General features: G+C 56.9%; 20 protein-coding genes. 7 read left to right on the top strand and 13 right to left on the bottom strand.

The window, feature by feature from the left end; genetic code table 11:
* Window positions 1-107 precede the first annotated feature (107 nt).
* The gene (gene pepT / locus MUU53_RS12780) at window positions 108-1352 is read left to right on the top strand and encodes a peptidase T (RefSeq protein WP_247261227.1); all 1245 of its coding nucleotides are present in this window, start codon (window positions 108-110) and stop codon (window positions 1350-1352) included.
* Between the two features lie 33 nt (window positions 1353-1385).
* On the opposite strand, the gene MUU53_RS12775 is transcribed toward pepT, so the two are convergent.
* Together MUU53_RS12775 and MUU53_RS12770 are read right to left on the bottom strand one after the other, a co-directional pair.
* Window positions 1386-2912 carry a helicase HerA domain-containing protein gene (locus tag MUU53_RS12775; RefSeq protein WP_247261226.1) on the bottom strand — a complete coding sequence of 509 codons (1527 nt, stop codon included), beginning with the start codon at window positions 2910-2912 and terminating at the stop codon, window positions 1386-1388.
* A gap of 129 nt (window positions 2913-3041) precedes the next feature.
* The gene (locus MUU53_RS12770) at window positions 3042-3677 is read right to left on the bottom strand and encodes a LysE family translocator (RefSeq protein ID WP_247261225.1); all 636 of its coding nucleotides are present in this window, start codon (window positions 3675-3677) and stop codon (window positions 3042-3044) included.
* Window positions 3678-3839: 162 nt separating this feature from the next.
* Here MUU53_RS12770 and MUU53_RS12765 point away from each other — a divergent pair, with 162 nt between their 5' ends.
* Together MUU53_RS12765 and MUU53_RS12760 are read left to right on the top strand one after the other, a co-directional pair.
* A complete protein-coding gene (locus tag MUU53_RS12765; RefSeq protein ID WP_247261224.1) occupies window positions 3840-4532 on the top strand; it encodes a helix-turn-helix transcriptional regulator in 693 nt (230 codons plus the stop codon).
* Window positions 4533-4598: 66 nt separating this feature from the next.
* Window positions 4599-4976, top strand: a complete 378-nt coding sequence (locus tag MUU53_RS12760) for a VOC family protein (protein WP_247261223.1) — start codon at window positions 4599-4601, stop codon at window positions 4974-4976.
* Between the two features lie 51 nt (window positions 4977-5027).
* Here the strand turns inward: MUU53_RS12760 and MUU53_RS12755 are convergent, their stop codons facing one another.
* The 5 genes from MUU53_RS12755 to MUU53_RS12735 all read right to left on the bottom strand — a co-directional run bounded on the left by MUU53_RS12755 (window position 5028) and on the right by MUU53_RS12735 (window position 8483).
* Complete coding sequence (locus MUU53_RS12755; protein ID WP_247261222.1) at window positions 5028-5264, bottom strand: YjiS-like domain-containing protein; 237 nt, start codon at window positions 5262-5264, stop codon at window positions 5028-5030.
* 374 nt (window positions 5265-5638) lie between these two features.
* Window positions 5639-6442 (bottom strand): glutamate racemase, encoded by an 804-nt coding sequence (gene murI / locus MUU53_RS12750; RefSeq protein WP_247261221.1) that lies wholly within the window; start codon window positions 6440-6442, stop codon window positions 5639-5641.
* On the bottom strand, window positions 6423-7250 hold the full coding sequence (locus MUU53_RS12745) for an RNA methyltransferase (RefSeq protein WP_247261220.1): 828 nt from the start codon (window positions 7248-7250) through the stop codon (window positions 6423-6425). Before MUU53_RS12745 ends, murI begins: the two co-directional genes overlap by 20 nt.
* Window positions 7251-7338: 88 nt before the next feature.
* Window positions 7339-7851, bottom strand: coding sequence for a hypothetical protein (locus MUU53_RS12740; protein ID WP_247261219.1), 513 nt, complete (start codon window positions 7849-7851; stop codon window positions 7339-7341).
* Window positions 7852-7952: 101 nt separating this feature from the next.
* Window positions 7953-8483, bottom strand: a complete 531-nt coding sequence (locus MUU53_RS12735; protein WP_247261218.1) for a hypothetical protein — start codon at window positions 8481-8483, stop codon at window positions 7953-7955.
* Window positions 8484-8655: 172 nt separating this feature from the next.
* Here MUU53_RS12735 and MUU53_RS12730 point away from each other — a divergent pair, with 172 nt between their 5' ends.
* The 3 genes from MUU53_RS12730 (at window position 8656) to trmFO (ending at window position 12151) form a co-directional block, all read left to right on the top strand.
* Window positions 8656-9870, top strand: a complete 1215-nt coding sequence (locus MUU53_RS12730) for an NADP-dependent isocitrate dehydrogenase (protein WP_247261217.1) — start codon at window positions 8656-8658, stop codon at window positions 9868-9870.
* 124 nt (window positions 9871-9994) lie between these two features.
* Entirely contained in the window at window positions 9995-10606 is a 612-nt protein-coding gene (locus MUU53_RS12725) for a glutathione S-transferase family protein (RefSeq protein ID WP_247261216.1), read from the top strand.
* A gap of 90 nt (window positions 10607-10696) precedes the next feature.
* Window positions 10697-12151: a methylenetetrahydrofolate--tRNA-(uracil(54)-C(5))-methyltransferase (FADH(2)-oxidizing) TrmFO gene (gene trmFO / locus MUU53_RS12720; RefSeq protein ID WP_247261215.1), complete on the top strand. Its 1455-nt coding sequence runs from the start codon at window positions 10697-10699 to the stop codon at window positions 12149-12151.
* On the opposite strand, the gene MUU53_RS12715 is transcribed toward trmFO, so the two are convergent.
* The 5 genes from MUU53_RS12715 to yajC all read right to left on the bottom strand — a co-directional run bounded on the left by MUU53_RS12715 (window position 12113) and on the right by yajC (window position 16948).
* A complete protein-coding gene (locus tag MUU53_RS12715) occupies window positions 12113-12577 on the bottom strand; it encodes a hypothetical protein (RefSeq protein ID WP_247261279.1) in 465 nt (154 codons plus the stop codon). The two genes, trmFO and MUU53_RS12715, sit on opposite strands and share 39 nt — an antisense overlap.
* A 117-nt stretch (window positions 12578-12694) precedes the next feature.
* Entirely contained in the window at window positions 12695-13537 is an 843-nt protein-coding gene (locus MUU53_RS12710; protein WP_247261214.1) for a phytoene/squalene synthase family protein, read from the bottom strand.
* 31 nt (window positions 13538-13568) lie between these two features.
* Complete coding sequence (locus MUU53_RS12705) at window positions 13569-13955, bottom strand: Mth938-like domain-containing protein (protein WP_247261213.1); 387 nt, start codon at window positions 13953-13955, stop codon at window positions 13569-13571.
* A 2-nt stretch (window positions 13956-13957) separates the two neighbouring features.
* A complete protein-coding gene (gene secDF / locus MUU53_RS12700; RefSeq protein ID WP_247261212.1) occupies window positions 13958-16525 on the bottom strand; it encodes a protein translocase subunit SecDF in 2568 nt (855 codons plus the stop codon).
* Between the two features lie 72 nt (window positions 16526-16597).
* Window positions 16598-16948 carry a preprotein translocase subunit YajC gene (gene yajC, locus MUU53_RS12695; protein WP_062554635.1) on the bottom strand — a complete coding sequence of 117 codons (351 nt, stop codon included), beginning with the start codon at window positions 16946-16948 and terminating at the stop codon, window positions 16598-16600.
* A gap of 198 nt (window positions 16949-17146) precedes the next feature.
* Here yajC and MUU53_RS12690 point away from each other — a divergent pair, with 198 nt between their 5' ends.
* Window positions 17147-18019, top strand: a complete 873-nt coding sequence (locus MUU53_RS12690; RefSeq protein WP_247261211.1) for an ATP-binding protein — start codon at window positions 17147-17149, stop codon at window positions 18017-18019.
* A gap of 64 nt (window positions 18020-18083) precedes the next feature.
* Here MUU53_RS12690 and MUU53_RS12685 read toward each other — a convergent pair whose 3' ends face one another.
* Window positions 18084-19649, bottom strand: a complete 1566-nt coding sequence (locus MUU53_RS12685; protein WP_247261210.1) for a peptidoglycan DD-metalloendopeptidase family protein — start codon at window positions 19647-19649, stop codon at window positions 18084-18086.
* Between the last annotated feature and the right edge of the window lie 239 nt (window positions 19650-19888).

The following is a 19888-nucleotide window of genomic DNA, read 5'->3' as shown; positions in this document are numbered from 1 at the left end:
CCGAACCGCGCCCTTACCGGCGCGGTTTTTGTTTGCAGGTAGCCGATTTTTGAGCACTCATGCGCAAGTGCTTTTTTATCCTGAACATTCGAATCGGATGCCCTGCCATGACTGCCACACACGATACCGTCCTCGATCGCTTCCTGCGTTACGTCGTGATCGATACCCAATCGGACGCAAGGTCAAGTTCTCAGCCCTCGACGGAGAAGCAGAAGAACCTGGGAAGACTGCTGGAGCGGGAACTCAAAGATTTGGGACTTGATGACGCTCACCTTGATGAGCACGGCAATGTCTACGCCACCATCCCTGCGACGAGCAGCAAAGACGTGCCCGTTATCTGCTTCTGCTCCCATATGGATACAGCGCCGGATTTTACAGGCACCAACGTCAGGCCCCAGATCGTGCGCAACTATCAGGGTGGAGACATCCATTTGGTGGGTGACACTTCTCAGGTCATTCAGGTAAGCGAGCATCCGGAACTCAAGAACCAGATCGGCCATGACATTGTGACGACCGATGGCACCACGCTTCTCGGCGCCGACGACAAGGCAGGCATTGCCGAGATCGTGACGGCCGCCCAATTTTTGCTTCAGCATCCTGAAATCCCGCGCGGAGCAGTCAAGATTCTGTTCACGACCGACGAGGAAATAGGGCGCGGTGCCGACAAGGTGGATCTCAAGAAGCTGGGGGCCAAGTTTGGCTATACGCTGGACGGTTCGACGGTCGGCGAAATCGAAAACGAAACCTTCTCTGCCGACGGTGTGACGATTGAAATCACCGGCGTCGCGATGCATCCCGGTACCGCAAAGGATCGGATGGAAAACGCCATCAAGATCGCCAGCCGCATCGTTGCCAATCTGCCGCAAGATCAGACACCTGAGACCACCGAAGGACGACAGGGCTTCATTCACCCGGTTGGCATTTCCGGCGCCATGGAAAGTGCCCGTATCAGTTTCATCATTCGGGATTTCGAAGAGGCGGGGCTGGTGGAAAAAGAGGAGCTTCTTCGATCCATTGCTGAAGATGTGTTGAAGTCCTATCCCGGCTCAAGTTTTACCTTTACGGTCAAGCAGCAATATCGAAACATGAAGGTCGTTCTCGATCAGTATCCGGATGTGGTTGAAAACCTTGTCGAGGCGACAAAGCGGGTCGGTCTGACGCCGAAGCTTGCCAGCATCCGCGGCGGAACAGACGGATCACGCCTTTCGTTCATGGGCCTTCCCTGCCCCAACATCTTCACCGGCGGGCATGCCTATCACTCCCCGCTGGAATGGGTCAGCGTTCAGGACATGGAAACATCGGTGGAAACCATCGTCGAACTGGTCAAGGTCTGGGAAGAGCGCGCAGCCTGATAACTTCTTTGAGAGAGACCTCCGGGGTTTCTCTCACTCCGCGGCAAAGCGATCGACCGCGGCAGGTTCATCATCGGTCGCATCCGCGGCACCGGGCGCGGTCTGAACGTCGAGATCCGGAAAAGCCACGATGCGCTTGCCCGAGAAATCTGAGTGAACGACGATCAGATTCTGCTCCTCAAAATAACCGAGAAGCCGCCGCGCACGCCGCGCCGAATGCGTTCCATAGGCCTTTGCAATACGCATATCCGATGGACAGGGCTCTCCAATCAGAGCAGCCTTGGCCATCAGCAGGAAGACCCCTTGAAGATCGTCTGACACACGAGCTGACAACTCAAGTGCCGTCTGCCAGCCAGGTGTTGCCGCCGTCTCTTCATCGACACCGGCGCGAGAGATGGCAACCCGTCTGCGAAACTCACTCATCGACATGGGCGTACCGGGCAGGCGGCGCATGCGAGCACGCACTAGAAAGTCCTGATATAGAACTGAATCAGTGCGATAGGCCGCCTGTGGATCGTCAATGATCTCAGAGAGAACGGCAGCAATCCGCTCCTCACGCTGCTCCGCCGTCAATTCCGGCTGTGCGGGCTTGGCGGGTTCTGCCGGGGCAGGCATGGCCACCTGAGGCGAACGGGATAACTCAGCCAGAATATCCGTCGTTGGGCGCGGTGCAGGCGGCGCGCGCCGCATGATGGGACGGGTGAACTCTTCCGGATCGGGCGTGAAGATCAGGTCCTCCACATCCTGCGGCGCATCCGGCAAGGGCATCAACTTCGGGGACGAGGAGCGCGCCGACGTCTCAACGGATCCGATGACGATTGGCAGCGGTCTGCGGGAAAGCGCCGGACCGAGCGCGACGAAATTGCCGCGCTTCAGGTCTCGGAACATTTCGGCTTGACGCCGGTCCATGCCCAGAAGGTCGGCAGCGCGGGCCATATCGATATCGAGGAAGGTACGCCCCATCAGGAAGTTCGAGGCTTCAGCTGCCACGTTCTTGGCCAGCTTGGCCAGACGCTGAGTCGCGATAACCCCGGCCAAACCGCGCTTTCGACCGCGACACATCAGGTTCGTCATGGCGCCGAGTGACATCTTTCGGGCATCTTCCGACACATCCCCACCGACGGACGGCGCGAACATCTGCGCCTCATCCACCACGACGAGAACCGGATACCAATATTCGCGATCAGCATCGAAGAGGCCGTTGAGAAATGCGCCAGCGGCCCGCATCTGCTCTTCAAGATCCAAGCCTTCCAACGTCAGCACGCAGGACACGCGGTGCTGACGGATACGTGTCGCGATCCCGACAAGCTCAGCTTCGGTCCGTTCGCCATCAACGACGATGTGGCCGTATTTATCGGCGAGAGTGACGAAATCACCTTCTGGATCGATGATAACCTGCTGGACCCATGGAGCTGACTGTTCCAGGAGACGCCGCAACAAATGCGATTTACCGGAACCGGAATTGCCCTGAACAAGCAAACGAGTTGCCAGAAGCTCCTCGATATCGAGCTTGGCCGGCTGTCCGCCGGACAGAGTTCCCATATCGATGCCTACCTGCACGCTACTCACCTCAATCAAATGCTGAAGACTGCGCCGGACTCGAGGCACATCAAAATACTCTTACCAGACAATTCGACTCGCATCCCGCTCAAAGCCCGGAGATCAACAGAGAATTCTCTTTAACAAAGTCTAGGTAGCAGCCCGCCGCATGCCAGCCGCCAGAAAACCGGCGCCGATCAACAGGGTTCCGCCAGTCCGGTTGACCGCTCGCTGAACACGAGGGCTGCGGATCGTGTTTCTGGCGGTTGAGGCCAACAGCGCATAAAGTCCGGCATTCAGCGTCGCCAAAACCAGAAACGTGACTTCGAAGATCACCATCTGAGCCAGAAACGGCTGGTTCACGTCGAGAAACTGCGGGAGGAAGGCCACGAAAAAGATGATGCTTTTGGGGTTCAGGGCAGTGACCGTATAGGTGTGCAGAAAGATGCGCATGGGCCAAAGACCTGCTTCTGCCTCGGCTTTATCGATTTCGGCTGTCTGCACCGGCGCACGCCAGAGCTTGATGCCCAGATAGACGAGGTAGGCGGCACCAACCCACTTCAAGACCGTGAAAAGGCTTGCATAGGTTGTCAGAAGCGCGCCAAGGCCCAGCATGGATGCTGTCATGGCTGTGAAATCGCCGAGAGCCACGCCTGCAACCGTCGCTCCAGCAACCTTACGACCATGGGTCAGCGAGTACGAAATGACCAGCAAAATTGTCGGGCCGGGAATGGCCAGAACCACCGCAGCGGTTGCGACGAAAGCCAGCCAGTTTTCCAAAGACATGACACTACCTCCAACTGCAGGAATCAGGCTGTAGGAGACCAGTATCCATGTCCGGAGCGATAAGGGATACGGCTAAAAATGGGGAGCAGAATTTTGCTTCCTCTCTATCACTCCAACCGGCTATCATGCCAAATATTGTCAGCATATTGTCGGAGTATCGCGGTGGCTAGAACCGACCGACTTCTCGATCTTGTCCAAATGCTGCGACGTCATCGCCTGCCCGTCAGCGGTGAAGCGCTCGCACTGGAACTCGACGTTTCCCTGCGGACGCTCTATCGAGACATTGCGACATTGCGTGCGCAAGGCGCCGATATCCAGGGCGAACCGGGCATTGGCTATGTGCTCAAGCCAGGGTTCCTGCTGCCACCTCTCATGTTCTCCGAAGACGAGTTGGAGGCACTTGTGCTCGGCATGCGCTGGGTAGCGCGGCGCACGGGAGGAAGCCTGAGTACCGCCGCAGACAATGCCCTTGCTCGCATCTCCGCAGTTTTGCCGAAAGATCTGAAGGATCAGCTGGATAGCACGCTTCTGCTAGTCGGACCTACGGTCGTGACGGATGATCGCGCCGAAGATATCACGCTCATTCGAACAGCTATTCGCAGGGAGCGCAAGCTGCTGTTATCCTATCAGGACGCGTCAGGCGAGCCGAGCGACCGGAAGATCTGGCCCTTTGCACTTGGCTTTTTCGATCAGGTCCGTGTCATTGCCGCGTGGTGCGAGCTGCGGAATGACTTCCACCATTTTCGGGCCGACCGGATCATTCGCATGACTGCCATGGAAGAACGCTACCCGAAGCGAAAGAATGCGCTTTTGAAGACATGGCGTGACATGCAAACCATCGGCGAAGTGATCTGACTACTGACAAAATCTGTCAGTACGCGCTGGTAGATCTCCTTCAGCAGAAACGAAGGAGATCCCATCATGCAGCCTGCAAATTTCATCCTGCTTCACGTTCGTGATGTCGACGCCAGCAGCAGATTCTACGAAGCGCTTCTCGACCGGCCCCCGGTCGAAAAGTCGCCAACCTTTGCCATGTTCGTTTATGCTGGCGGCTTCAAGATCGGTCTCTGGAAAGCGGCAATTGTCGCTCCTGCCACATCCGGTCAAACCGGCAGTTCAGAGATCGTTCTGACGTGCGACACAGACCAAGAGGTCGATGATATTTGTGCCGCATGGCAGGCGAAGGATGTTTCCATTCTTCAACGCCCGGAAGGCATGGATTTCGGCCGGACCTTTACCGCAGAAGACCCGGATGGCCATCGTATCCGTGTATGTTGCCGCGCAGACGAACCGGTATGAGGTTTTGTCTCGCCCGCATCGAGCGGGCGAGACCGTCCTCGATTGTTGCCATCAAAAACGGATATCCCACAACGAGAACTTTCTCGGGCGCAGATGATCTTCGTCGACCGAAGCACCGATATCTTTGAGCATGCGATCAGAAAGCTGGGCAAGATCATTCGTTTTCTGCCTTTCGGCGAGTACCGCTTTCAGCAAGGCCAACAAGACAGCCCACAGCCCGAATTGATAGAACAGTTTGCTTACTGCCAAACCCACAGGATCAGCAACCTCAGAGTGCAATTTGCGCATAGCGTTTTATTCTGGCGTCTCTCAACGGCCAGATCCTACAATGATGAAAGGACGCCGGATCGCATCAGCCAGCAACGAATACACGCTAACTCACTGCTTGAGCGTCGGATGTTTGGGTGAAAGCCGAAAGGCAGCCTTGAAAGCTTTAGTGAATAAAGCCAGCCATATAGCCTGGACGTCGCATCAAAATTGTGTGCGCGGTCGGGGCTGTTCCACCAGAAAGGCGTACAAGCAGGGACATGGTTGTCATTCTCGCCTCCTGTTTGAGTTGCGGACGCCCAAACACTGTCACAGCCTGCATCGGACGGCAAGAACTACATCTCAAAATTGAATACGAGATCACGTCTCTGTTGCGAATGCGCAACGATTAAACGTCATAGCACGCTGAGACCGAAGCCTTGCATAAGCCGCTGCGTGGCAAAGCCGGGGTTTCCGGATGTGAAATAAGCAAAGTCAAAGCCGGACGGGTGTTCGTGATGTGGAGACACAGGAACGAGTCGCCTTGCTTGCCGGGCAATCGCCTCCGCTGGATCCAGCCAATCAACCGGCCAAGGCGCAAGTCTGCGAAAGACATTCGCCATGAAGGGATAGTGTGTGCAGGCAAGCACGACAATATCCGTCTTGGCGCCGTCCTTCTCGATAAAGCATGGAGCGATCTCTGCCCTGACATCGTCATCGGAGACCGGTTCGCCACGAATGTAGGCCTCCGAAAGCCGCGCCAGATTTTCAGAACCAACCAGCCGAACGTGACATTGGCTGGCGAAAGACTGGATCAGGTCACGCGTATAGGCTCGACGGACGGTTCCCGGTGTTGCCAGAACCGAAACCAAGCCGGAGCGCGTGCGCTCTGCTGCTGGCTTGATGGCGGGCACGGTTCCGACAAATGTCATTTGCGGGAATGCAGTTCGAAGATCAGCGCCTGCCAGCGTAAAGGCAGTGTTGCAGGCAATGATGCAGATTTCGGGCTCATACTGAGACAACAATTTTGCGAAGAGGCTGAGAATACGCTCATTGAGAGCACCCTCTTCCCAGCCGCCGTATGGAAAGCCGGCATCATCTGCGACGTAAATGAAACCACGCTCTGGCATCAATACCCGCGCTTCGCGCAAAACCGTCAAACCGCCGATGCCTGAATCAAAAACCAAGACTGGTTTGAGGTCAGCCGTCTGCTCCATCATCCGCCTTCCCCTCTCCGGTATCGATCGGCTTTTTCGCTTTCGGCCAACGGCGCTGGAATTGATCAAGCGACGTTATCACGCCACGAAGAACGCTGATTTCCGGCTCTGTAAAGCCGGGGCGCGACAGGACAGCGCGAAGGTTGTCGATCATCTTTGGCACTTTTGTGGGCGGATGAAAGTAATTGCGCGCATCCAGTGCCTCTTCGATCTGATTGAAGAAGCCGAACAGCTGCTGCTTGGTCGCAGGCTTCTGATCAACCACCTGAAATGGCGTGGCGGCGATATCCTCCATCCCGCTTTTCATCCACTCGTAGGACATCAGAAGAACGGCCTGGGCGATGTTGAGGGATGCAAAGGCGGGGTTAACTGGAAACGTGACGATCTCATCGGCCAGCGCCACCTCTTCATTGGTCAGACCCCAGCGCTCCCGACCAAACAGGATGCCGGTCTTTTCCGCCGCGTTGAACCGCTCCCGCAACATGCCGGCGGCCGTCACGGGCGAACGGACATGCTTGAATCCGTCCCGCTGGCGAGCGGTCGTCGCAAACACAAAGTTCAGGTCCGAAACCGCCTCATCCAGCGTCTCGTAAACCTTCGTACCTTCGATGACATGGTCGGCCTTGGCAGCGGCGGCTTGCGCTTTCTCGCTTGGCCATCCATCACGCGGATTCACGAGGCGGAGTTCAGCCAGGCCGAAATTTGCCATGGCGCGCGCAACCATACCGATGTTTTCGCCCAATTGAGGCTCAACGAGGATGATAGCCGGGCCTTCTGCCAGAAGTTCGCGCTCGCTGTTTGTGCCTGCCATGGTAACCTTGCCGTGTTGATTTTCCAGCGTTCACTGGCACAAGAACGCCGGAAAATCAAAGGCAACGATTCAAACAAACGCGATTCGATTAGTTGGCCGCCATTTCCTTCAACTGCTGGCGAAGCGACATCGTGGTCTTTCCGTCCTTCTCGACGTGACGAATATCATCAACGAAATACCATTGCGTGGGGACGGCATATCCCTCTTGCACGAGATCGAAATCGACGCGGCGAACGGATTTATCGCCGAAACAGTCCATTGCGGAAAACTCCACGCGGACGGTGACTTTCTTTCCCTTCTGCTGGCCTTGCTTGTAGGTCACATTCTTCAGCGGGCAATTGTCCTGGCCGCCGATCACCGGATCGTAATCCAGCAGCATTTCGCCGTCTTTTTCCTTGGTCTTCAGCATGGCCGCGACCATCTCGCGCGTGAAAGCGAGACTGTAGAGGGCCATGAGCGAATTGGGATCGAAGTATTCCCCCTTCCCTTTGACAGCGACTTCCATCACCGCCTTGACCGGATCGAGCGGCTCGTTGGCTGAGGCTGCGACCGCGCATCCAAGAAGCGATGCGGCAACATAAGCAAATCGAAGATAATACATGCAAACTACCCCTGAACTGGCGCCACAGACACCCTTCAGGAACCGAGGCCGATCACATCCAGCCCATCCTGGCTTTAACTGGCCTCGCCATGAGCGGCAGATCACTGGCCCTTGGCGATAGCCTGCATCTCTGCAAGGATTGAGTCTTTCTCGCCATCGCCAATCCGATGGATGTCGTCGATCACCGTTTTGCCGTTTTCCGTAATGATGTCAAAGCTGACTTCGCTTATTCCGTCCTTGATCTGGGCATCATCAATGCAGGTCCACATCTTGAAGGAAACCTTGACCTCCGTCACACCGTTTTGTGGTGCAGCCGGAGTGATCTTGATGTCCTGCAGCGGGCAACCATCTTGCGAATTCGTGATGACATCATAGCCAAAGGGATCTCCCGGCTGATTGTTTTCCGTATCATAAGCCGGATGCTTGGATGCCTCTTTGTAGGCATCCTGGAAGCGCTTGCTGTAGAGCTTCGCGAGCGGCTCCTTGTCGAAAATGTACTTCCACTCCTGATCAACGCTCTCCCAATTGAACTTTGTCATGTCCATCACCTGCTTCACGGGATCCGTAACATCCGCCGCAAAGACGTTGGTTGCCAAACCGGAGGCGAGCAGGACGATCGGAAGCATGCGCATGAGTAGCGAATCCTAAAAGCAGAAAGATGGCGCACCGTAGCCCTCTTCCACCTTTTGGCAATGGCAAATCGTGCACCGGCGCTTTGCACTGCGACGCGTCAATGCTATAGCGCACCGGACCCGTTCACAACAGTTGGGAACTTCCGTCTCCCGCAGACAAAGAGGCAGGTATATGAAGAAGATCAAGGTCGCAAATCCAGTCGCCGATCTCGACGGCGATGAAATGACGCGCATCATCTGGCAGCTTATTAAAGACAAGCTGATCTACCCCTATCTCGACCTCGACATCGACTATTACGACCTCTCTGTTGAAAACCGCGACGCGACGAACGACCAGGTTACGGTCGATGCGGCAAATGCCATCAAGAAATATGGCGTTGGCATCAAGTGCGCCACGATCACCCCTGACGAAGCACGCGTGAAGGAATTCAACCTCAAGGAAATGTGGAAGAGCCCGAACGGCACGATCCGCAACATACTCGGCGGCGTTATCTTCCGCGAGCCGATCATCTGCAAGAACGTTCCGCGCCTCGTTCCGGGCTGGACACAGCCGATCGTCGTTGGTCGTCATGCCTTTGGTGACCAGTACCGCGCCACAGACTTCAAGTTCCCGGGCAAGGGCAAGTTGACGATCAAGTTCGTCGGTGAAGATGGCACGGTCATCGAGAAGGAAGTGTTCAACGCTCCTGGCGCCGGCGTTGCCATGGCCATGTACAACCTGGATGAGTCGATCCGCGAGTTCGCGCGCGCCTCCATGATGTATGGTCTGATGCGCAAGTGGCCAGTTTACCTGTCCACCAAGAACACGATTCTCAAGGCCTATGACGGTCGTTTCAAGGACATCTTCGAAGAAGTCTACGAGACCGAATTCAAGGATCAGTTCAAGGATGCCGGCATCACCTACGAGCACCGCCTGATCGACGACATGGTTGCCTCCGCGCTGAAGTGGTCCGGTGGCTACGTCTGGGCGTGCAAGAACTATGATGGCGATGTGCAGTCGGACACGGTTGCCCAGGGCTTCGGTTCGCTTGGCCTGATGACCTCAGTTCTTCTGACGCCAGATGGCAAGACGGTTGAAGCAGAAGCCGCACACGGTACGGTTACGCGTCACTATCGCCAGCATCAGAAGGGCCAGGAAACCTCGACGAACTCGATCGCCTCGATCTTCGCCTGGACCCGTGGTCTCGCACACCGCGCAAAGCTGGACGACAACGCCGAACTAGCTCGCTTCGCCTCCACGCTGGAAAGCGTTTGCGTGGCAACTGTCGAAGACGGCTTTATGACCAAGGATCTGGCCCTCCTCATCGGTCCGGATCAGCCGTGGCTCTCGACCACTGCCTTCCTCGACAAGATCGATGAGAACTTGCAGAAGGCCATGGGCGCATAAGTTGCCTACCTCTTCGAAACTCGACGGCGCGGCTTTGACCGCGCCGTTTTTGTTTCTGTGGCTTGCAATCCCTGCACAATGAATTAACCTGGAACAAAACAGAAACACTCACAGGAGGATCATTGTGGCGTCGCTAGTCCTTTATACCAACCCCATGTCGCGCGGTCGCATCATACGCTGGATGCTGGAAGAGATCGGCATGTCATACGACGTGGTTGTCATGAATTATGGGCCGGAGATGAAGGCGGATGCGTATCGCGCAATCAACCCCATGGGCAAAGTTCCGACGTTGAAGCACGGCGAATCCGTCATTACCGAGTGTGCAGCAATATGTGCCTATCTCGCCGATGCATTTCCCGAAGCGAGGCTTGCGCCGCCCACTGACCAGCGAGCCGACTATTATCGCTGGCTTTTCTTTGCAGCCGGGCCGCTGGAAGCAGCGATCACTAACCAGAGCCTTGGATTTGTCGTCCCAAGCGAGCGACAGGGCTCTGTTGGCTACGGTTCTTATGATGCGGTTCTCAACGCCTTGGAGGCGCATCTTGCACAACGCGAATACATTGCAGGCTCCAGTTTCTCGGCGGCCGATGTCTATGTCGGTTCTCACCTCATGTGGGGGCTTCAGTTTGGCACGATCGAAAAGCGAAGCGTCTTCGAAAGTTACGTCGACCGCCTTGCCCCGAGACCCGCACATGTTCGCGCGACCGAACTCGATGATGCACTGATCTCCCGGTAGAAGGATCAGATATCATTCGCCCTACGGCGCGCCGGCTGGCTGCACTGCTTCCAGTTGGCGATCCGGGGATCTCATGATAATGACGCGCGCATGACAAAAGGCACTCATTCTCCTGTTCATGTGGTTGGCGGCGGGCTGGCCGGATCTGAAGCTTCGTGGCAACTGGCGCGGGCTGGTGTGCCCGTTATCCTGCATGAAATGCGCGGCGTGCGTGGAACCGACGCTCACAAGGGCGATGGACTAGCAGAACTTGTCTGCTCCAACTCGTTTCGTTCGGACGACGCAACCGCCAATGCGGTGGGGGTTATTCATGCCGAAATGCGTCTGGCGGGCAGCCTCATCATGGCCTGCGCCGACAAGCATCAGGTTCCCGCCGGTGGCGCCCTGGCCGTGGATCGCGACGGATTTTCTGACGCCGTAACAAAGGCAATTGAGGAACATCCACTGATCACGGTCGTGCGTGAAGAGGTTGCAGGTCTGCCGCCTGCGGACTGGGGCCTCACGATCTTCGCGACCGGACCGCTCACGTCTGCATCGCTTGCCTCCGCAATCCAGGCTGAAACCGGCAAGGATTCGCTGGCCTTCTTTGATGCGATCGCCCCGATCGTTCATCGTGATTCCATCGATATGGACATCTGCTGGTATCAGTCCCGCTACGACAAGGTGGGGCCCGGCGGTAATGGCAAAGATTATATAAACTGCCCCTTGGACAAAGAGCAGTATGATGCCTTTGTCGACGCCTTGATTGCTGGCGATACGGTCGGCTTCAAGGAATGGGAAGGCACTCCCTATTTCGACGGCTGCCTGCCCATTGAGGTGATGGCAGAGCGCGGCCGCGAGACACTGCGTCACGGCCCGATGAAGCCCATGGGTTTGACCAATGCGCATAATCCAACGGTCAAGGCCTACGCCGTCGTACAGCTTCGTCAGGACAATGCGCTGGGCACGCTCTACAACATGGTCGGCTTCCAGACGAAGCTGAAATACGGTGCTCAGGCCGAGATCTTCCGCATGATTCCCGGCCTCCAGAACGCGGAGTTCGCCCGCCTTGGCGGCTTGCACCGAAACACATACATCCACTCGCCAACCTTGCTGGATCATACGTTGAGGCTGAAGAGCAGGCCGACACTGCGGTTTGCGGGCCAGATCACGGGCTGCGAAGGCTATGTGGAGAGTGCGGCAATTGGTTTGCTTGCCGGTCGATTTGCAGCAGCGGAGCGCACAGGTCAAGAGATCTCGACGCCGCCTGCCACGACGGCTCTGGGCTCGTTGTTGAACCACATCACCGCAGGTCACCTCGTCTCAGAGGATGAGCCTGGAAGGCGCTCTTTCCAGCCTATGAACATCAATTTCGGTCTGTTTCCCGAGCTCGAGCTCGGATCGATTGTCAAACCGGAAGGCGTGAAGCGCTTCAGGGGCAAAGACAAAACGATCATGAAACGACAGTTGATGGCGCGGCGTGCGCTTCAGGACTGCGCGCACTGGCTCGGCGTCAATCTCCCGGCGTCAGATTGTGCTGGAGTCGAGATCTCCGTCGAAGCTTGAAACAGCCTTAGGCGTTGCCAGTAGATTGCCGAGCAACCAGAGCGATACTTCGGCTGCGTCTTCGGTGTTCGCGAATATGAACGTCCCGTTCTGGCTGGGCGCATCGAGAAATTCGATCTCGAAGCCCCTGCCCGTGGCAAGCGGCGTGACGCGTGCGCTGCCCGGTTCAATGAGGTGACATGAAAAATGCCGACGGTGGTTGCGCATGATACCTGCCTTGTTGTCATGCGTGCGGACAAAGATCGCATTGCCATCTACCGTCTGATGCAAGCTTCGAATGGCCTCGTTGGGAAAGGCCCGACCAAATTCCAGTATCGCAAGCCCGGTGTCGTGCAGGCTGTCTTCGTCGTCCTTGGCCATTCGGGTGACGTAATAGGCGACGGCGACCAGAGCCAGGCAGACGAGACCCCAAATGATCAAACTCAGACTCATGCCGGTATCGCTCTCTCAATTGAATCAGGTCTGCTTGCTGCAGCTAATGCTTCGGGAAAATAAATCCCGTGGCTTGCGCGAGTGTGGATCAAACTGCTTGGCAGACTTCGATCAAATACGATTGCGGATAAGGCCTCTAAGCATCCGGATCTGGCGCAGCCATTGGGGCGACGGGGAGAAATCGGTCACGACGCTTCCTGCTTTCCGTTCAGCCTGAGCCAGAATCGACGGCACGAGGGTGACGGGAAGGAAGGCGGGCATCAGGTTTTTCGGAATAACACCAGCCGAACGCGCCTTGTGCAAATGCTCCTGTCCAAGAGCGACGAAGGCACGGATCGCATTGTCCAGTTTTTCCCCGCCTTCGGCATTAAGAAACATGTCCCGATCCAGCCCGGTGGCGCGAAGGATATCTTGCGGAACATAGATCTGCCCTCGGCGCCGATGAATAGGCATCAGCAACAGGATGCCGGAAATTGCCTGGGCGACACCGGCATGGCCCGAAATCTCGCTGATGCCGGTTACGGTCTCGCGGTCGAGGATCATCGCCGCGAGTTGCAACAATGCCGAGGCGGTTTCACCGGCATAGCCCTCAAGGGAGGACCGATCCGGCATGGGATCGTCATACAGATCGAAGATGCGCGCATCGAGCATATTCAGCAGAGGCTGACGCGGAAGGTCGAACGTCTCGAGTGACTTCAGCAACCCTGCGGCCACAGGATTGGCAGCCGCATCTCCCTTCGCATCCCCCTCAAGCAGATCACGCCACCATTGCAGTCGAATTTCGCCCGCCAGCGGCTGCTTTGTAAGCTCTCGGATACGGGCTGTTTCCGCATTAAAGGCATAAAGGGCCGCCAGAAAACCCCGCTTTTCAATAGGTGACAGAAGACACGCCAGATACCTGTCACGATCGGTATCGCGCAAAGTGGCAAGGCAGATTTCCAGCGGATCGCTCATCGTCTCGCGCACCATGCGTCAAAAGCAGAAATCAGATCGCAATCAAAGCTGCAGCGACCGGACGCGATTCGCTGAGCATGATGTTATACGTGCGGACCGCCGCGCCAGTTCCCATGGGATCAGACGAAATTCCCCTCGCCCGCAAGGCGGCCTTCAACGGCGCCGGGATCGGACGGATGTCACTCCCGGTGCCAATCAAGAGAAACTCGAAATCGCCCGCCTCTGCCAGTACACGATCGAACACCGACACATCAAGCGGCGCTCCTTCTGTCATCTCCCAACCGTAGATACCCGAGGGAAGGCAGAGAAGCGAACCGCGATGAGACATGTCCGCGAAGCGAAAGCCACCATTGCCATAGGCATCGATGGGAGCTCGCCCCGGAAAATGCGCATCACGGATTTCAACGTTTCTTGCCACTGTTAAACGCTCGGCTTTCCGCTGACTACGCTATCGGGCTTCTTCCCCTTTTCGTCGCCCGTCTCCTTGTTGAAGGCATCGGGCCGCAGACGGAAGGCAATCAGGATCGGTGCAGCGATATAGATGGACGAGAATGTACCGATTGCCACACCGAAGAGCATTGCGAAGGTGAAGGAACGGATGACCTCGCCGCCAAACAGATACAATGCGGAAAGTGCAATCATCGTCGTCAGGCCGGTCAAGACCGTGCGGGACAGCGTCTGGTTGATGGAAATGTCGATGAGCTCGGTCAGCGGCATCTTCTTATAGCGCCGCAGGTTCTCTCGCATTCGGTCGTAGACGACGACCGTGTCGTTCAACGAATAACCGACGATGGTCAGGATCGCCGCGATGCTGGTGAGATTGAACTCGATGCCCGTCAGAACAAAGAGGCCAATCGTCAGGATCACATCGTGCATCGTCGCAATGATGGCACCGACGGCGAACTGCCATTCGAACCGGACCCAGATGTAGACCAGAATGAACAGCAACGCGATGCCAACGCCAAGTGTCGCGCTGTAGGATAGTTCACCCGATACCGCCGGACCGACGACTTCAACGCGACGGAACTCGTAATCAGTACCAAGCTCGTTACGAATGCGTTCGAGCGCAGATTGCTCGGCATTCTCACCGCCCTCTTGCGCCTGCACACGCACCAGAACGTCCTGCGTACCGCCAAAGCCCTGCGCCTGGACCTCTCCGAGGTTCAACTGATCAAGGCGCGCACGAATATCACCGATGTCGGCATCGCCCTGCTTTGCCTTGAGTTCGATGATCGAACCGCCCTTGAAGTCGATGCCTAGGTTCATGCCAACCGTCGCAAATGCAAGAAGCGATGCGATGGATAGGGCAGCCGCAATTGCGAAGTTGTATTTACGGATCGCCATGAACGGCAGGCCGCGTCCATCAAAAATACCTGTCCGGATTCCCTTCGGCAGAGCTTTTGGCTTCGAGCGACGAATCCAGAGAGAGAACATCCAGCTTGTGAAGGTGAAGGCCGTGAAGACCGTGGTGATGATACCGATGGCCAGCGTGACGGCAAATCCGCGGACCGGACCGGAGCCGAGATAGAAGAGCACCAGCGCAGCGATCAGAGTTGTGAGGTTGGCGTCGATGATCGTCGCGAATGCGCGCTGGAAGCCACTATCGATGGCAGGAATGATTGATCGTCCGCTTTTGACTTCCTCACGAATGCGCTCGTAGATGAGAACGTTCGAATCGACCGCCATCCCCATGGTCAACACGATACCGGCAATACCAGGTAGCGTCAGCGTTGAGCCGATCATGCTCAGAACCGCCAGGATCATCACGATGTTGACCGCGAGCGCGACGTTGGCCAGGAAACCGAAAAAGCCATAGAATGCAAACATGAAGAAGGCGACGGAGGCCGCGCCGATGATGCTGGCTATGACGCCAGCACGGATGGAGTCTGCACCGAGACCCGGACCGACCGTGCGTTCTTCAACTACAGTCAGCGTCGCAGGCAAGGCGCCGGCGCGCAGAAGAACGGCCAGATCGTTTGCACCCTGAACCGTGAAGTTACCGGAGATCTGGCCCGATCCGCCGACAATTGGTTCACGAATGACCGGAGCAGAGATAACCTGATCGTCGAGAACAATCGCAAAGGGACGACCGACATTCTGCTGCGTTGCCTGCGCAAAACGCTGCGCGCCGCGCGAGTCAAAGCGGAACGTAACGACAGGCTCATTGTTCTGCTGGTTGAAGCTCGCCTGCGCGTCGACAAGGTTCTCACCAGACACGAGTGCACGGCGCTCAACCAGATAGGGAACTGCCGGATCATCCGTGGAATACATGATCTGCGAGGCCGCCGGAGGGCGGCCATTCAGCGCCTCCTGGACCGGCATGGACGTGTCAACCATGTGGAAGGAAAGCTTAGCGGTCTGGTTCAGCAGCGCCTTCAGGCGCTGAGGATCCTGCAGGCCCGGCACCTGAACGATGATGCGATCGGTTCCTTGACGCTGAATGAGGGGCTCTGTCGTCCCCAACTCGTCAACGCGGCGGCGAACGACTTCAATCGACTGCGTCAGAGCCGACGACATGCGGTACTCGATACCAGCGTCTGTGAGGTTCAGGCGAAGCTGTCCGTTGCCTTCATCCTGAAGCGTCACTTCGGTGATCGTACCACCAAAACTTCCAGCGGATACCGGGTTGGTCAGTGGCTGTAGCGCCGTCTTGGCAGCATCCAACTGCGCGACATCCGTCAAGCGCACCTGGATCTGCTGGCCGGTTCCACTCAGGCCCGTATAGCGAATGTTGCCTTCGCGAAGCACGTTTCTGACATCGCCGACGATCGTCTCGAGACGCTCTTTGAGGATATCTGCACGCTCGATCTTGAGCATGATGTGCGACCCGCCCTGCAGGTCGAGACCGAGCGTAACCTTCTTGGTCGGAAACCAGTGCGGTAGTTTAGCCAACTGCTCGTTACTGAAAAGGTTCGGAACCGCGATCAGCGCGCTGACTGCGATGACGAACCAAATAAAAAGCGTTTTCCAGCGGGAGAAGTAAAGCATGGAACTCTCGACACTCTGATTTCATACGAACGGGCGCGCCATGAGGCGCGCCGCGTTCCGGATAGGATAGAATTACGCGGCTTCAGTCTTGACCGGCTCGCCCTTGACGCGGACTTCAGCGACGTAGGAACGCATCACGCGCACACGCACACCTTCCGCGATTTCCACTTCGAGTTCGTTGTCATCGACAACCTTCGTGACTTTGCCGGAGATCCCGCCACCCATGACAACCTGATCGCCGCGACGAATGTTCGAAAGCGTTTCCTGCCGCTTCTTCATCTGCGCGCGCTGCGGGCGGATCAGGAAGAAGTACCAGACCACCATCAGGGGCGCGAAAAGGAAAAGCATTTCGAGGCCGGAACCGAAGGCGGATCCAGCGGGTGCAGCGCCCTGGGCTTGGGCGAATGCTTCAGTAATGAACATCTATGACTCCCAGAAATTCGGAACGAGGCACCCCGTTTCGAGCGGCCGGACTATAGTTACCCTTAACGCAAAAGCAACAGATCGACCGGCTCGCAGAGTACCGAATTCAGGGCTAATACCCTTTCGGCCTGCAAAACACCATGCTAACCCGCTGCAAAACATGCTCTGTAAGACCAGAAAACGCGCCTGGAGGATCAAATGTCCGTGGATAATGCTGCTGCTCTGCTCGCGGAAATCACACGACTGGCAAACGCGCTGGAAAGACTTGCGGGACCTCCTCCGGCTATCAATGACTGGTCGGCTGCGGATTGCTTTGTCTGGCAGCCTGTCAATCAGCGACTTCATCCGGTGCGCAAGCCGAACCGCGTTGCCCTCAAGCTCATACGCGGCGTCGATCACGTTCGGGATATTTTACACGAAAACACACAACGCTTCGCGGAGGGCTTCCCGGCGAACAATGTCCTTCTCTGGGGCGCGCGTGGCATGGGAAAATCGTCGCTGGTAAAATCCGTACATGCCGACATCAATGCCAGCATCGACCCGGATTTGAAGCTTATCGAAGTTCACCGGGAAGATATCGCTTCGCTGCCTGCCCTCCTCGATCTCTTGAAAGAGAGCAGCAAGCGCGTCATCGTTTTCTGCGACGACCTGTCCTTCGACCACGACGATACGGCCTACAAGTCGCTGAAGGCAGCACTTGACGGCGGAATCGAGGGACGTCCCGACAATGTTCTTTTCTATGCAACCTCGAACCGGCGCCACCTCCTGCCACGCCACATGATGGAGAATGAGCAGTCGACAGCGATCAATCCATCCGAAGCGGTGGAAGAAAAAGTCTCGCTGTCGGATCGGTTTGGTCTCTGGCTTGGCTTCCACAAGTGCAACCAAACCGACTATCTCACGATGATCGATGCCTATGCCGAGCATTTCGAACTGGGCATCACGCAGGGTGTTCTTCACGCCGAAGCGCTGGAATGGGCAACGACAAGAGGCGGGCGCTCAGGCCGCGTCGCCTGGCAATATATTCAGGATCTCGCGGGGCGACTGCGCAAACCGCTCGACCGCGCCTGAACACAAAAAAGCCCGGCCTGTCGCTCAGGACAGCCGGGCTTCTCAGTTCTCGAAACGCACTACTCTATTCAAGATAAGTCGAAGGGTTGACCGGGCTTGCATCCTTGCGGACTTCGAAGTGAACCTGCGGACGCTTCGCATCACCACTCATGCCAGAGGTCGCGATTGTCTGGCCACGCTGGATCTTCTGGCCACGAGACACCGAAATGTTCGACGCGTGACCGTAGACCGTAACCTTGCCATCGTCGTGGCGGATCAGGACCGTATTGCCGAGCTGCTTGAGACCGTTGCCAGCGTAGATGACGACGCCGTTTTCGGCAGCCTTGATCGGCGTGCCTTCCGGAACCGAGATGTCGATGCCGTCATTGCGGCTGCCATTCACGTTCTGGCCGAATGAAGCGATGACCGCACCAGTGACCGGCCAACGATATTTTCCGATACCCGTTGAGCTTGGCGCAGGCGTCGTATCGTCCATCTTGTTCTGAACATCGCTCAAGCTGGCGGTCTGAGCAGTCGCGGGCTTTTCCTGCGCTTTTGGCTGGGCAGCCTGCGCCTTTACAGCAGCAGCTTCCGCCTTGTCAGCGACGGCCGCGATGGGCTTGTCGGCTGGCTTGCTCGGGATGGAGGCAGTCTTGACCGTATCTCCGGAACCACCGACCTTCAGCGTCTGACCAACTTTGAGATTGCCATCTGTAATGCCGTTCATGGCCTTCAATTGATCGATCGGTGTATTGGTGGCGCGCGCGATCTTTGCGAGGCTATCCCCTGACTTCACCGTGTAGGTGCCTTCGCCCGGTTGCCCGCCGGATGCTGGCGGCGTCAGCTTGCCTGCTTCCGCCTGCGCCTTGTCACGCATCGGCGGGGCGCCCGGCACAACCGCCATCTTCTGGCTTTGGTCCGCCGGGATTGGCTGCGGGCTGTTCTTCGGAAGGTCAATCGCGCCAGCCGCCATCTTCGCCGCATTTGAGCGATTGGCGTACGTCGGAATGACCACGATCTGGCCAGCGACCAGACGTCCATTGTTGGCCTTCAGGATTTCCTGCTCCGGAACACCATATCGCCTAGAAAGCGTAGCAGCAGTTTCTCCGGGGCGAAGTGTAACTTTCGGAGCATTGCTGACAGACCAGCCATTCGCTGCCGGTGTGGAGCCAGTTGTCACGGCATCGCTCATCACAGCCGGAGCCTGCGCCTTCATTGCAGGCGCAGACGAAATCCGCGGCGGCATTGGCTGCGCCATGGCTTCCTGACGGGTCTGCATGTCACGGGCAGGCGGCAGTGGTTGCGCCGTCGGCGGGGCAAGCTGCGCACGCTGGATTGGCGCGGAAGAAACAGCACGGACCGGAGATGCGCTCGCGACCGGATACGCCCCGGAGTTTTGATAGCCCTGATTGGCAACAGGCGCCCGCGCCGGTGCGACAGCAGCGGACTGATATCGACCACCAGTGCCAACATCTTCGGCTGGAATTGGAGGAGCACCATAGGCACCGCCGCCCTGACGCTGCGGGATAGATGCCGTTGTCAGGTTATCCTTATCAAAGATACCCGTAAAGCGAGACGCGTCGGAACTGCATCCCGTTGCTGCACTCGCCAGAAAGGCCGCAACGGCAAAGCGTACGGTTGACTTTCTCATGTTCGACGAACTCTTCAAACGCATGACCCGACCTACACAACGACAGTACTCAATGTAGGTATCATTAAAGCGCGTTAGTCTTACTGACCGGTTAAGGCGCGTCCGAACGATTCACTTTTTTCGCAATTTGCTAACCATGAATACGCAAGCGTTTGGCAGGGCCTAGGCGGTAGTGACGATTTAGCTATTTGAGCCAGATGGCGATGGCTGCGAGTTTGACGAATCCCATGAAGTTGGCG

It is taken from the genome of Affinirhizobium lemnae (assembly GCF_022968395.1).
In the GTDB taxonomy this organism is placed as follows: domain Bacteria; phylum Pseudomonadota; class Alphaproteobacteria; order Rhizobiales; family Rhizobiaceae; genus Neorhizobium; species Neorhizobium lemnae.
This window is presented reverse-complemented; position numbering and strand designations above follow the sequence as displayed.

What these genes read in the sequence shown, in the direction of transcription:
- MUU53_RS12755 (WP_247261222.1), bottom strand. Translation starts at nt 5,264, where the DNA reads ATGCGCAAATTGCACTCTGAGGTTGCTGATCCTGTGGGTTTGGCAGTA.
- murI (WP_247261221.1), bottom strand. Translation starts at nt 6,442, where the DNA reads ATGATGGAGCAGACGGCTGACCTCAAACCAGTCTTGGTTTTTGATTCA.
- secDF (WP_247261212.1), bottom strand. Translation starts at nt 16,525, where the DNA reads ATGCTTTACTTCTCCCGCTGGAAAACGCTTTTTATTTGGTTCGTCATC.
- trmFO (WP_247261215.1), top strand. Translation starts at nt 10,697, where the DNA reads ATGACAAAAGGCACTCATTCTCCTGTTCATGTGGTTGGCGGCGGGCTG.
- MUU53_RS12760 (WP_247261223.1), top strand. Translation starts at nt 4,599, where the DNA reads ATGCAGCCTGCAAATTTCATCCTGCTTCACGTTCGTGATGTCGACGCC.
- pepT (WP_247261227.1), top strand. Translation starts at nt 108, where the DNA reads ATGACTGCCACACACGATACCGTCCTCGATCGCTTCCTGCGTTACGTC.
- MUU53_RS12730 (WP_247261217.1), top strand. Translation starts at nt 8,656, where the DNA reads ATGAAGAAGATCAAGGTCGCAAATCCAGTCGCCGATCTCGACGGCGAT.
- MUU53_RS12740 (WP_247261219.1), bottom strand. Translation starts at nt 7,851, where the DNA reads ATGTATTATCTTCGATTTGCTTATGTTGCCGCATCGCTTCTTGGATGC.
- MUU53_RS12685 (WP_247261210.1), bottom strand. Translation starts at nt 19,649, where the DNA reads ATGAGAAAGTCAACCGTACGCTTTGCCGTTGCGGCCTTTCTGGCGAGT.
- MUU53_RS12735 (WP_247261218.1), bottom strand. Translation starts at nt 8,483, where the DNA reads ATGCGCATGCTTCCGATCGTCCTGCTCGCCTCCGGTTTGGCAACCAAC.
- MUU53_RS12745 (WP_247261220.1), bottom strand. Translation starts at nt 7,250, where the DNA reads ATGGCAGGCACAAACAGCGAGCGCGAACTTCTGGCAGAAGGCCCGGCT.
- MUU53_RS12690 (WP_247261211.1), top strand. Translation starts at nt 17,147, where the DNA reads ATGTCCGTGGATAATGCTGCTGCTCTGCTCGCGGAAATCACACGACTG.
- MUU53_RS12710 (WP_247261214.1), bottom strand. Translation starts at nt 13,537, where the DNA reads ATGAGCGATCCGCTGGAAATCTGCCTTGCCACTTTGCGCGATACCGAT.
- yajC (WP_062554635.1), bottom strand. Translation starts at nt 16,948, where the DNA reads ATGTTCATTACTGAAGCATTCGCCCAAGCCCAGGGCGCTGCACCCGCT.
- MUU53_RS12770 (WP_247261225.1), bottom strand. Translation starts at nt 3,677, where the DNA reads ATGTCTTTGGAAAACTGGCTGGCTTTCGTCGCAACCGCTGCGGTGGTT.